The sequence below is a fragment of the Candidatus Deianiraea vastatrix genome (genome assembly GCF_007993655.1).
Taxonomy (GTDB): domain Bacteria; phylum Pseudomonadota; class Alphaproteobacteria; order Rickettsiales; family Deianiraeaceae; genus Deianiraea; species Deianiraea vastatrix.
The window spans coordinates 215,891-228,000 of record NZ_CP029077.1 but is presented as its reverse complement, the minus strand read 5'-3'; the positions used below and the strand labels follow the sequence as shown (position 1 = coordinate 228,000).

Below are 12,110 nucleotides of genomic sequence, written 5' to 3'. Positions count from 1 at the left end.
TTTCAAATGTGCTTCCTCAAATGAAAATAATATATTATAGAATAGTAAAGAATTATTACCTATATATGAAAAAACGAATTTTAATAGTGGCAAAGACATATCCTTGCCCATCAATAAAATATGGAGAGTTGGTTTGCACCGCAGGAATTGATGAGACAGGCAAATGGCATAGACTTTATCCAGTTCCATTTAGGAATTTAACAAAAGAACATCGCTATAAAAAGTATCAGTGGATTGAAGTTGAAATTGAGAAGGATAATGCTGACCCAAGGTTAGAGAGTTGCAAAATCATTGGAGAAATCAATCCACTTGAAATTATTGATACACGAAAAGACTGGTATTTGAGAAAAAAGCTACTACTTCACGATATCTATACAAGTAAAACTCAGTTGATATATGATTGTAGAAAATCCGAGAAGCAAACATCACTTGCCATATTCAAGCCTGCAAAGATAATTAGCTTTCATATTGAAACCGCGCAAAACAAAGAATTTGAATGCGAAACATATAGACTTCCTTTCAAATTTTATTATAAGTTTGAGGATGATGCAGGAAATATAAGCAGACTTCAAATTATTGACTGGGAAATTGGCGAATTAACAAGAAAGCTTTTGACACACTATGGCAATAATTATAAGCTTATCAAAGATATTTTGAGACACAAATATTTTACAGCAATGCAAAAGCGAGATGTTTATTTATTCCTTGGCACAAGCAGAGAATGGCATATTCGTAAAAGCCCAAATCCATTTATGATTATCGGCATTTTTTATCCACCTTATGGCGATGACTTGAAAATAAAAAATAATCATTGTAAAAATATTGCAGAAATTAATTTGTGCCAAAGCCATGCAGTCCAAATATAAAATAGTGTTGTCACTTTCACAAGAGTTAAATATTCCGCTTGAAGAAATTCAAAAATATGTGCAGTGGTATAAAGTACAAACTGGAATAAATTATGACTTTGTTAATTGTTTTTCTTGCGAGCTTGAAAATGACATAAAAACCTTTATTGCCAAAGACTATTTAAGCAAAAAACGCTATGCTTTTGATTTAGAGATGAAAGATAAATTGGCGGTCCAGGGGTTAAAAAATAAAATTGCAAAAGGCGAGGAATTTGTATTGCCAAAACTGGAATTTCAACCACAGCGAGAGAAAAATACCCTATTTACAATAGGGTACGAAGGAATTTCGATTGACACATATATTAACAAACTGCTTGCAAACCACATAAAAACTCTTGTTGATGTTCGTAAAAACGCATATTCAAACAAGTTTGGTTTTAGCAAAAAGGAATTTCAATATTGTTTGGAAAAATCAGATATAAAATACATTCACATTCCCGAACTTGGCATTGAAAGTGAAAAAAGGCAAGAATTGAAAACGGCAAAAAATTCTTCGTCAAACGGCTATGATTTGTTTGGAAATGGCGTGAAGAATATTGAGAATAAACTATTCGAAGATTACAAAAACAACCTTCCATCAAAACAGAGGAACATTGAAAGACTTTTGCAAATTTTAGAACAAGATAAACTTATTGCTATAACCTGTTTTGAAGCGGATTATAAATGCTGCCATAGGCATGTTTTGGCGGAGAGCTTGAGCGAGGTTGAGGTTGTTAATTTATAGCAAATCATCAAAAACCTTGTAAATTCTTTTAATCCTCTTCTATAGTGTGTAAAATGATGTAAAAAATAGAGTAAAAATGTAAACTTAGTGTATGAGTAATGTAACGAGTGAAGTAAATAGTGATAATAATACTATAGCAGAATATCCAAAGTTATATAATGTAAATAATCTTACAGTAACTAATGCAGATGCTTCATTTGATAGAGTGCATGTCAGATTTCAATTAAGATACATTTCAAGTTTATTCTCGCAAATAGAGTATATTCTTAAAATAGTTTCCTGTGGAAACAATATGAAGATGTTTTATAGAGTTAAGTCACGAGGAAAAAGAATTGACGCAGAGGTTAATCCAGCAGATGGGAATATACATAACATGTTAAGCGGAACTAGGTTAGAGTTTATGAAGGACAAACAGGGAAACGGCTTAACTTGTACCGTTGACATGGTTATTAACCAAACAAGATTTCTTGCAGTCCATTTCAAAAATAGACCCCATGAATTGACAGCCAATACTCTTGCTTCAATGGAGGTAGGTAACGATTTATTTACTTACCAACATGAGCGACAAGAAACTTTAGATGACAAAGACAATTTTCTAAATGAAGAGCTATATAATGCTACAAGAGGTCATTTTCCGCAGTATACATCAATTATAATAGCAAAAGCGATAGAATGGCTTGATAACAAAATTCAACACCATTACTGCCAGCAGTATGATGACTGTAGAGAGCATATAATTGCAGGTCATCCGTTTTATCTTAGGCTGAACGGTCAAACAGAAATATCAATCAGTTCGATTGAAACATATTTTGAATACAAAACGACACAAAACCACGCCGTATATAATGTTTATTATCTAACACCTGTTATAAACGCATTGGTTGACGACATGACATTTGTTGACCATGCCCTTGAAGGAGAACGTGAGAGAGAAAATAGAAATATTTTTAGAGATATGTCGCTTACGGATGTGCTTTTTAACTCCAGTCAAGCAGAGCTACCGATTTCGTACCACTGCGGCGCATCTGGAGGTAAATCAAGATGTATTCAAGTGAATATAAGTGGTTCCGGGCAAACAAAAGTTTTAAAAATATATGCAAAAACAATGAATAGAATAAGATTTGAAGAAGCATTTAGTAGAAACGTGAAGCAGTTTTGCGGCGCAGAGGGGTTGAATACCTTTAACCAGCTTCCGCAGTTTATGGAAAGGGTTATAAACGAAGCAGTAAGTAGAATTAATGTTATTTTGAGGAAAATGTCCGATTATGTAAACATTAACACGATTAACAACAATCTAACGGCTTTTGAGTTACTAACAGAGCTTATTATGGAACTTTCAAAGCTGTTTCCAAACGATAAACCAAAGGTAAATGAAATAGTACAAATGCTACTCACGCAAAACCGCCTTACTGAAGCAAAAGACGGCTTATCAATTAAAAATATGATAATAAACAAAATGATAGATGCTAATATAATTATAGGAAAAAGAAGCTTAAGAAAAAAGAACACTACAGGTTTTATATCTTATCCGTTGCATCCAAGATATGCTGCATTTTCACAAAAAATGCTGAGTGTTATTAATGCTTGAAAGAAAATTTGAACACGTGTGCAAAATAAAAAGAGTAGTTGGTTGTGCAAGATAAAAAATTGGGTGCGGGATAGCCTGCAATTTAATAAATACCTCGTTTCTCCATACTTTCCACTTGCTTTTTATAAGATTGTACTTTATATTTTTATATAAAAAATATGGTCACTAATTACTTATGAGCTTTACGCCAAACAAACAACAGCTTGCTGATTTTCTTAAAAAAGTAGATGAAAAGCTTATTCAGTTACCTGATTTTCAGCGTGGATGGGTTTGGGATGATGATAGAATAAAAAGCTTGATTGTTAGTGTAGCAAAGGGTTTTCCTATTGGTTCAATCATGTGTCTTGCATACGATGCGAATTCTACAAATGACGTTAAGTTTAAAACAAGAACTATAGAGAATGTCATCAATAATCATAATAACTCTGCGCAAATGCTCCTTTTGGATGGTCAGCAAAGAATTACTTCCCTCTACGGTTCGTTAATGGCAAAACAAGCGATACAAGTTGAGGATAGAAAAGAAAAATTATTCTACTACATCAACTTGAAGGAATTTGCCGATGGCAATCTTGAAGATGCTATTTTTAGCATCCCGGCAAATAGAATACAAAAAGAAAACAATAGTCTTGAGATTAGCGGTATTGATTTATCAACTGCACAAAAAGAGTATGAAAGGGAATGCTTTCCGTTGAACAAAATTTTTGACTACAGTGATTGGCAAAGTGGCTTCGTGCAAAGTCGTGGCAATGATTGCTTCGCAGAGAGGTTTAAATTTTTTGAATATTTTAGGACAAACTTCATAGACAAAATCACAAAGTATGAAGTACCAACTATAGAACTCAGCAAAGATACACCGCTTAATGCAATTTGTTTGATTTTTGAAAAAGTAAATACTGGAGGTGTTGCTTTGGATGTTTTTGAGTTATTAACCGCAAAATATGCTGCCAGCGATTATCAATTAAGGGATGACTGGTTTCATCCGTCCGATAAGCATAAGTTCGGACACATTACAACAAAACTTCGTAAACTTCCTCTGTTAAATTTGCTTGAGAAAACGCAGTTTTTGCAAATTGTAACCCTACTATCAACGTTTAGCAATAATGAACATCCATTATGTACAAAAGAAGCGGTATTAAAATTATCACTATCTGAGTACAGCAAATATAAAGAACAGGCTTATGATGGGTTAAAGTTAGTAGCGGAATTTTTGCATAGTGAAAAAATTCTACACTGCAAAGATATTCCGTATCATAATCAATTAGTACCTCTTGCTGCAATTCTTGCTATTTTGCATAAGGAATATAAATCAGACAACATTAGGCAAAAAATTAGACAGTGGTATTGGTGTGGTGTATTTGGCGAGATGTACGGTTCTGCAACGGAGACTAAGGCAGCCAAAGATGTTAAAGAGGTTGTAAGCTGGATTAATAAAAATGGCAACCAACCTACCACAATAGAGCGTAGCAGTTTTAGAGAAGACAGAATTGATGAAGTTAGCACAAAAAGAAGTGCGGTTTATAAAGGTGTGTTGGCTTTAATTCTGCAAAATAAAGATTGTCTTGATTTTAAGAGTTGTAAAAGACTTGATACGAGTATTCACTTTGATAACCCTCTTGACCATCACCATATTTTTCCGCAAGACTGGTGTGAAAAGAATAAGATTGACCCATTTCAAACTCACTCTATTGTAAATAAGGCAATAATATCTGCTGACATCAACAGAGCGATAGGAGGGGATGCTCCTAGCTTATATTTGCCAAAGTTACAAGAAGATAATGCCAGAATTGATGATGCCTTGGTATCTCATTTGATTGATAGCGTTGCTTTACGTAACGATGACTTTCAAACATTTTATAAAAATAGAAAAAAAGAGTTGATAACACTGATTGCAAAAGTGACTGGCAAGGTTATTGTATCGGGTGAAGTTTGAAGTAATTTAATTTCAAACAACCAAACCACAACCATTTAAAACCAAAATAAAATTTGCGAAATATCAAAATTCAATGTCAAGGCTACTAATTTTGACAACAACCAAACAATTTTTTAAAAAAATTAAATCTCAATAAACCCAGTATTTTCCTTGCTTTTTAGTATATTTTCTTACATATTTATTACATAATATGTAATACTTTTGCAATATGGCGACAAGAAGCACTCACGGACAAAAAAGACCAATCGGCAGACCAAGAAAAGGACTTTCTGAAAGTAATTTAAAACAGTCAAAACTAGTATTAAGCGAAGCTACCGAGGATGACTTAGAGGGTGAGCTTTCTGACATAGAAAGAATGGATTTAACAAATCTTGAAGCCATTCAAGGTATTGCAGGTAAGTATAAATTCATAAAAATGAAATACGGCAACAGAGTGGCAGAAGAGTTCAGAATGCGCATATTAAATTCATTTGTATTAAAAAGATTTCCAAACAATGTAATAGCCTCAGCGTTTAACATTTCACTTGTGCATGTTTGGAGACTTAGAAAGCAATTAGCATCGCACATCTGTAAACAAGTTTCGCGAGTTAGCTTTAATCAGCAACTGGGTGAAAGCCTAATATTTAAAGACCAGATGCGTGCATTAGCTCTAAAAGAACATGACCAAGTTGCAAAAGCAGACGCACTGGAACTTCAACGAATGAAAATGAGGCAGTCGCTAAGACAAGAAGCACAATACCATGACGCGGCTAAATGGAATTTGATGAAATTGGCAATCGGTGATGCTAAAAAATACGAACCTGACTATGAAGGTTATAAACCACTAGATGATGCAAATGAAATAAAAGCAGTACTGGAAGCTATAATTTCTGGCGATGATGCAAGAATAGAAGAAGTAACTACAGGAAAAAGCCATGTTGGTGAAATTGCGGATGATTTTGTGATTGAGTAAACGCCGTATGTATACCCTCAACCCATTAACTTAATCATCTCTAAATATTTTTCAATTTTCTCTTCGGTTTCACTCGCAAAGATTTGAGAAACTTCCTTAATCATCCGTGCTTTTTTGGTAGTAATATCGTTTGAAATCGGGCAATCAAATAAATCCCTTAGCTCAACCGAAAGTTCATTACAAATATCAATAAGCGTTTCAATGCGTGCAAAAGCCAAACCACGCTCAATATTTGAAACGGTATCTTTCGACTTGTTAATTCTAAACGCAAGCTCTTCTTGAGTAATGTGCTTTTGTTTTCTAAAAAGTTGCACTCGCAAACCAAGCAAGCGTAATGTTTCCTTATAATCTATTTTATTTTCCATATAATGTATAATCTAACTAATTCAGAATACGAATTAATGGAATAATATACGATAAAACTGGATTTACCACGAAGACAAACCTGCTATTATTCTAATATCTTTTATAAAAGTATGGTTTAAGCATACTTTATTCTTGCATTTTAAAAAAATCATGTTTATAATCCGTTAAAGTTATGTCATTATAAATTGTTTTGGTTTTCATGAAGAATGTTAAAAAAATTTCAGCATTAAGTTTTTGCTCAGCTCTATTACTCGCAGGATGTATGACGAATAAGGAATATTTTCAAAAAATAGGTCTTAAAGAAGATGGTATGTTTGTGGCAGAATGTATTTTTGCAAAAAGCGTTAAAAATCCAAAGACAATGGTAGATGAAGTAGATTATGCAAAGGGTAAATGCAATTTAAGCATGGAAAAGATAAAGACCCTAGTGTCTTACTGTACAACAAAAAGCGCTGCCATTGACTATGAATTTGCTGTTTTGATGCAGAAAAATAGCAATTCACTCAATAAGGAAAAATTAGCCGCTAATTTCAAAATAAATTATGATGGGGAATATAAAAGACTAAGAGATATTGCGCTTGGAGATAGTATTGAAATAATATCGGCAATAGATTTGAGTAAGATTGATGAGGATGTTGCAATGAGTTATTTAATGACCGACATAGATACTCGAGCAGTATCATATTTTAGCCTTAAGGACGTTCCACGACTTTTAAGAAATTGCGATATAAAATTAATAAAGAAAACAAGTCCATACCATGAAGATAGTGGCTTCGTAGATTTTTATAGTGAGTAACTCTTTCTATATCTGATTAATGGCAATATATAGTAAATATAAATTTCATTCGTCAAGACCATTCAAAGAGTAACTCTTTCTATATCTGATTAATGGCAATATATAGTAAATATAAATTTCATTCGTCAAGACCATTCAAAGGGTAAGTGTAAAATTATGGCGTAGATGTCTATAATCGCTATAAACAAACAAATTTTATATATTTCATAAACCAAAATCATAGAAAGGGTATAAGAATTGTAAAAATGCTATGTCAAGAACTGGGAGCAAATAATTGACAAACGAAAATTTACATTTTTCAAAATTGAATACTACGCATTATTCAATCTCACCTATTTTCTCCAAAATAGTAAGAATATTTTCAATGTCTTTTTCTTTGTAGGATGAAATAATATCAATGATTTGCCTGACAAGCTCAGATTTCTTTTTAGAAGTATAGTCAACGTTTTTTAGTGAGAATAAATCGATAATATTTGTACCAAGCACATCGCAAATATCGATTAAGGTTTCAAGTTTGGTGCAACCGATACCACGCTCAATATTTGAAATTGTGTCCTCTGTTTTTTCAATTTTTTCCGCTAGTTTTGCTTGACTAAGACCAGCTGTTTTGCGTAAAAATTGTACTTTTGTTCCAAGTTCTTTCCAGACCTCGGCATATTTTTGATTTGCTCCAGGCATATTTCTAACTAATAAATACCGAATATAAATCAGTATATTAATTATGTTCCAAATAAGCTACAGAGTGGCGGTAAGTATTATTATCTTGCTTTTTTAAATTTAACTGACTATAAGTAAGTGATATGTAAAAGTATTGTGTATGAATACTAAAAAGTATTTAGTCTAAATATTGGTATGAATTTTATTAAAATATGTCCATCCTCCCGCAAATTAGAAAGCTATATGAAGTAATAACTGGCAGAAAAACATCAAGTAATATTGTTGCACTTAGTGTGTGCGTGGGTGTTTATTTTATAGTACCACTACTTACGCCAATTTTCTTGGCTTTATGGATTTTACTACCCATTTTACTGCCGTTTATAATTGCATACATAAACAAACAGGACGCTAAAAAAGAGCTTGAAGCACAAAAAGCCGAAAAGGAATTGGATGCCATTGCGATGGAACACAATACAAAATACCACGACGCAAGGTATAAGCTCGTTTTTCAAGTTCACGGATACACCTGCGGTATGACCTGCATTGCGATACTAACTGGAAAGACTTACAATGAAATATTTGAAGAAACCAAGAAGTCTTATGAGAGAACTGGTAGAGGTGAACATTCGGAAGGTTATATTCCTTCTGAGGAAATAAGAAGGTATCTAAAGAAATACGGTATAAAAACGGCAAACATTGTTCAATTTAAGATGGGAGAAATGAAAATTACAGACTTTTGCTTATCAAAACCAACTTCATCCGCAATACTGTTAGTGAAAAATCGTGGTATACGTTCTGGGCATTTTATAGTTTCCGATGGTAAGTATATTTACGACCCTGAGGAGGGAATTTTCCCAGTTAGCGAATATAAGATATTTGAGTTTATAACAAAAGCGATTGAAGTTGTGGAGTAAAAAAGTGTAGCTTGATATATATTTTGAACACGTGTTCAAAATCGTAAAACCCTTTTACTTGCTTTTTGTGATTTGCTAGTTTATAGATTAAAGAAAAAAGATGTAATGATTTTGTATTAAAAAAATGTCTACTAATTCCTTGTTCAATCCATCGTTCCTAAAAAGGAAACTTCCTGAGTACAGGAATATAGACAGCGATAAAATCAAAAATGCAAGAGAAATTTTTGAGAGGTGGAACAACTTGCTTCAAACCACTACAAAAAACGAAGAACAGCTACAAACCGATTTTCTAAATGATATATTTGGAGATATTTTAGGCTATGCTTACAAAAGAGGCGAGACAGAGACCAACCTGGAAAAAGAAGAAAAAACAGAACTGGACGGGCAAAAACCTGATGGAATTTTGGGGTTTTTCACGCACGAAAACAAAAATTGCAGGGTTGTTATTGAGTTAAAAGATCAAAAAACAAGTCTTGACGCTAAGCAAAATCGTCAAAAAGATAACAGAACTCCAGTTGAACAAGCATTTGGCTATGTTTCAAAGTACCAAGGGACTGAGTTTGTAATTGTTTCAAATTTCAAAGAAATCCGCCTTTATAAAAGCAATTATCAAGGCAAGTATCACGAATTTAAAATTGAAGAATTGGCAAGAAGTGAGGCTAAACAAAGGGAGTTTTTCTTATTACTTTCAAAAAATAACCTTTTCACAACCGAAAAATCCACTTCGCCAACGCATAAACTCCTTGAAGATAACACAAAAGAGGAAGAATCAATTGAAAAGCGATTTTATAATGATTATAAAGACCTTCGCAAGAAATTATTTAACCATCTGCGTGAGCAAAATCCAACAAAAGAACCAACAAATTTGCTTTCAAAAACGCAAAAACTCTTGGATAGAGTAATTTTTGTTTGCTTTTGCGAGGATTTGAACTTACTGCCCGATAAAATATTCACAAAACTTCTAAAAACCACGCAAGAAGCGTTTGTTGAAATCACAATTTGGCAGCAAATTAAAGGGCTTTTTAATGCAATAGACAAAGGCGGACGTGAGAAAAACATCAACAAATTCAACGGCGGATTGTTTGCAAGGGATATTGAGCTTGACGAACTTGTTTTGCAGGATGACATTTTAAAAGAAATCATAAAAATCTCCGATTGGGACTTTGGAAGTGAGCTAACTGTCAACATTTTAGGACATATTTTTGAGCAATCAATCACGGATTTAGAGGAAATTAAAGCCGATATTTCTGGCGAAACTCACGACAAAAAACAAGGAAAACGCAAGAAAGACGGAGTTTTTTACACGCCTGAATACATCACAAGATACATTGTTGAAGAGGCTGTCGGAGGTTGGCTAAACGACCGTAAAACCGAACTTGAAATTGATAAACTTCCAGAGCTAACAGAAGATGACCTAGTTAAAAAATCCAAAAAACCAAGTAAAAAAGCTCAAATTCATATCGATTTTTGGAACTCCTACGCTAAAACCCTACAAAGCATCAAAGTTCTTGACCCCGCTTGTGGCTCAGGGGCGTTTTTGGTTGCAGTATTCAACTTTCTTGAGAAAGAATGGCTAACGCTCTCTGAAACCCTGAGAAAACTAGGCGATGACGAACAAGCTGGGCTGTTTTCGTACTCACAAATTTACAAACACATCCTTAAAAACAATATATACGGAGTTGACCTAAACCCCGAAAGCGTGCAAATCACAAAGCTTTCGTTGTGGCTTAAAACCGCAAACAGAAGCGAAGAACTCACCACGCTTGATGCAAATATAAAATGTGGAAACTCATTAATTGATGATGCTAGCGTTGAAACAGGCTTTTACATAAACAACGAAGGTGAGCGTGTAAGTTTGGCTTTTAATTGGCAAAATGAGTTTTCAGCTGTGTCTGAAAATGGTGGTTTTGATGTTGTTGTGGGCAATCCGCCTTATGGGGTTGATTTTGATGAAAAGCAAAAGGAATATTTATCAAACTTTGATAGCTCAGTTCCAGATTATGAAATTTATATATACTTTATTTCAAAAGGAATGTATTTGTTAAAGAATGGTGGAAAGTTGTTTTATATATTCCCTAATACATTTTTATCCACTTTATACGGAGCAAACTATAGAAAGCAGATAATTGATAACCATTCTTTAATTTGTATTGCAAACTTAAGTGATGATAAAACATTTGATGAAGCTAATGTTAGAACGTGTATTTGCGGGTTTCAAAAAGGAATTAAAGATTATAAATGCACTGTAACTGAATATACAAATAAATTTGATATAGTTAAAACAATCACAAAACAAGATTTGCTTGATAATCATGAAAACTTGCTCAGCTTTATATCTGTTAATGAAGATGCGAAACGAATAATAGATAAAATTAAAATTCATTCAAAGCTGTCTGATTTTTTTGATGTATCTCAAGGTTATATACCTTACGATAAATACAGAGGGCAATCTGAAGAGACTATTAAAAATAGGATTTATCACTCAACTACAAAACTTGATGAAGCATACAAGATTGAAATAAAAGGAGAGGATGTGAAGCCTTATTATTTGAATTTAGAGACTGGTCAATATGTGAAGTATGGCAAACATCTTGCAAATCCTAGAGAACAAAAATACTTTATCAATCCAAGAGTGTTGATAAGAGAAATTGTGAGTCAAAAGCTTATTGCAACATATACTGAAGAAGAATGTTATAATAATCCATCTGTAATAAATGTTATTGCAAAAGACAAAAATGAGTTGTCGCTAGCTTTCATTTTAGGGATAATAAATTCAAAGCTAATTGGATTTTATCACAATGTAACATCACCAAAAGCTAAAAAAGGTTTATTCCCAAAGATTTTAATAAATGATATTAGGAATTTACCTATTCCAAATATCCCACTTACCGACCAACACCCCTTCGTTGAAAAGGCCCAAACCATGCTCACTCTCACCGCACAACTAAACGACAAAACAAAAGCCTTTGTTGATTATTTTGTTGGAAAATTCAAAGCAAAACTGCCTGTTGATAAGGAGTTTAAAATCACCCGCAACTTGGAAAACTGGCACACTCTTGAATTTGCAGACTTCATAAAAGAGTTAGCTAAGCAAAAAGTTTCGCTTTCGTCCACCGATGAATTTGATTTCAAACCCCTGTTCGATCGCGAGAAAAAGGCGTGCGTGGAGTTGCAATCTAAAATCACCAGAACCGACGCCGAAATTGATAAAATGGTTTATACTTTGTATGGATTGAGCGAGGAGGAAGTAAAAATTGTGGAGAATTTAGTTGTGTAGG

The 12,110-nt window shown here is 33.4% G+C and carries 10 protein-coding genes; 8 read left to right on the top strand and 2 right to left on the bottom strand.

Going from position 1 to position 12,110, the window contains the following annotated elements:
• Positions 1–65: 65 nt before the first annotated feature.
• The 5 genes from deia_RS01010 to deia_RS00990 all read left to right on the top strand — a co-directional run bounded on the left by deia_RS01010 (position 66) and on the right by deia_RS00990 (position 6,099).
• On the top strand, positions 66–866 hold the full coding sequence (locus deia_RS01010) for a hypothetical protein (protein ID WP_187694791.1): 801 nt from the start codon (positions 66–68) through the stop codon (positions 864–866).
• Positions 850–1,629: a DUF488 domain-containing protein gene (locus tag deia_RS01005; RefSeq protein WP_146820315.1), complete on the top strand. Its 780-nt coding sequence runs from the start codon at positions 850–852 to the stop codon at positions 1,627–1,629. Before deia_RS01010 ends, deia_RS01005 begins: the two co-directional genes overlap by 17 nt.
• A 91-nt stretch (positions 1,630–1,720) precedes the next feature.
• Positions 1,721–3,217, top strand: a complete 1,497-nt coding sequence (locus deia_RS01000) for a hypothetical protein (RefSeq protein ID WP_146820314.1) — start codon at positions 1,721–1,723, stop codon at positions 3,215–3,217.
• A gap of 175 nt (positions 3,218–3,392) precedes the next feature.
• A complete protein-coding gene (locus deia_RS00995) occupies positions 3,393–5,147 on the top strand; it encodes a DUF262 domain-containing protein (RefSeq protein WP_146820313.1) in 1,755 nt (584 codons plus the stop codon).
• A 208-nt stretch (positions 5,148–5,355) separates the two neighbouring features.
• Positions 5,356–6,099 carry a hypothetical protein gene (locus tag deia_RS00990; RefSeq protein WP_146820312.1) on the top strand — a complete coding sequence of 248 codons (744 nt, stop codon included), beginning with the start codon at positions 5,356–5,358 and terminating at the stop codon, positions 6,097–6,099.
• Positions 6,100–6,116: 17 nt separating this feature from the next.
• Here deia_RS00990 and deia_RS00985 read toward each other — a convergent pair whose 3' ends face one another.
• Entirely contained in the window at positions 6,117–6,464 is a 348-nt protein-coding gene (locus deia_RS00985; protein ID WP_146820311.1) for a helix-turn-helix domain-containing protein, read from the bottom strand.
• A 200-nt stretch (positions 6,465–6,664) separates the two neighbouring features.
• Between deia_RS00985 and deia_RS00980 the strand changes: the two genes are divergently transcribed.
• Entirely contained in the window at positions 6,665–7,261 is a 597-nt protein-coding gene (locus deia_RS00980; RefSeq protein ID WP_146820310.1) for a hypothetical protein, read from the top strand.
• Positions 7,262–7,579: 318 nt separating this feature from the next.
• Here the strand turns inward: deia_RS00980 and deia_RS00975 are convergent, their stop codons facing one another.
• Positions 7,580–7,939 carry a helix-turn-helix domain-containing protein gene (locus tag deia_RS00975; RefSeq protein ID WP_146820309.1) on the bottom strand — a complete coding sequence of 120 codons (360 nt, stop codon included), beginning with the start codon at positions 7,937–7,939 and terminating at the stop codon, positions 7,580–7,582.
• A 191-nt stretch (positions 7,940–8,130) separates the two neighbouring features.
• On the opposite strand from deia_RS00975, the gene deia_RS00970 reads away from it, so the two are divergent.
• Together deia_RS00970 and deia_RS00965 are read left to right on the top strand one after the other, a co-directional pair.
• On the top strand, positions 8,131–8,832 hold the full coding sequence (locus deia_RS00970; protein ID WP_146820308.1) for a hypothetical protein: 702 nt from the start codon (positions 8,131–8,133) through the stop codon (positions 8,830–8,832).
• Positions 8,833–8,956: 124 nt separating this feature from the next.
• Positions 8,957–12,109, top strand: a complete 3,153-nt coding sequence (locus tag deia_RS00965) for an Eco57I restriction-modification methylase domain-containing protein (protein ID WP_146820307.1) — start codon at positions 8,957–8,959, stop codon at positions 12,107–12,109.
• The last annotated feature ends 1 nt before the right edge of the window (position 12,110 follow it).

What these genes read in the sequence shown, in the direction of transcription:
- deia_RS00980 (WP_146820310.1), top strand. Translation starts at nt 6,665, where the DNA reads ATGAAGAATGTTAAAAAAATTTCAGCATTAAGTTTTTGCTCAGCTCTA.
- deia_RS01010 (WP_187694791.1), top strand. Translation starts at nt 66, where the DNA reads ATGAAAAAACGAATTTTAATAGTGGCAAAGACATATCCTTGCCCATCA.
- deia_RS00995 (WP_146820313.1), top strand. Translation starts at nt 3,393, where the DNA reads ATGAGCTTTACGCCAAACAAACAACAGCTTGCTGATTTTCTTAAAAAA.
- deia_RS00970 (WP_146820308.1), top strand. Translation starts at nt 8,131, where the DNA reads ATGTCCATCCTCCCGCAAATTAGAAAGCTATATGAAGTAATAACTGGC.
- deia_RS00975 (WP_146820309.1), bottom strand. Translation starts at nt 7,939, where the DNA reads ATGCCTGGAGCAAATCAAAAATATGCCGAGGTCTGGAAAGAACTTGGA.
- deia_RS01005 (WP_146820315.1), top strand. Translation starts at nt 850, where the DNA reads ATGCAGTCCAAATATAAAATAGTGTTGTCACTTTCACAAGAGTTAAAT.
- deia_RS01000 (WP_146820314.1), top strand. Translation starts at nt 1,721, where the DNA reads ATGAGTAATGTAACGAGTGAAGTAAATAGTGATAATAATACTATAGCA.
- deia_RS00965 (WP_146820307.1), top strand. Translation starts at nt 8,957, where the DNA reads ATGTCTACTAATTCCTTGTTCAATCCATCGTTCCTAAAAAGGAAACTT.
- deia_RS00990 (WP_146820312.1), top strand. Translation starts at nt 5,356, where the DNA reads ATGGCGACAAGAAGCACTCACGGACAAAAAAGACCAATCGGCAGACCA.
- deia_RS00985 (WP_146820311.1), bottom strand. Translation starts at nt 6,464, where the DNA reads ATGGAAAATAAAATAGATTATAAGGAAACATTACGCTTGCTTGGTTTG.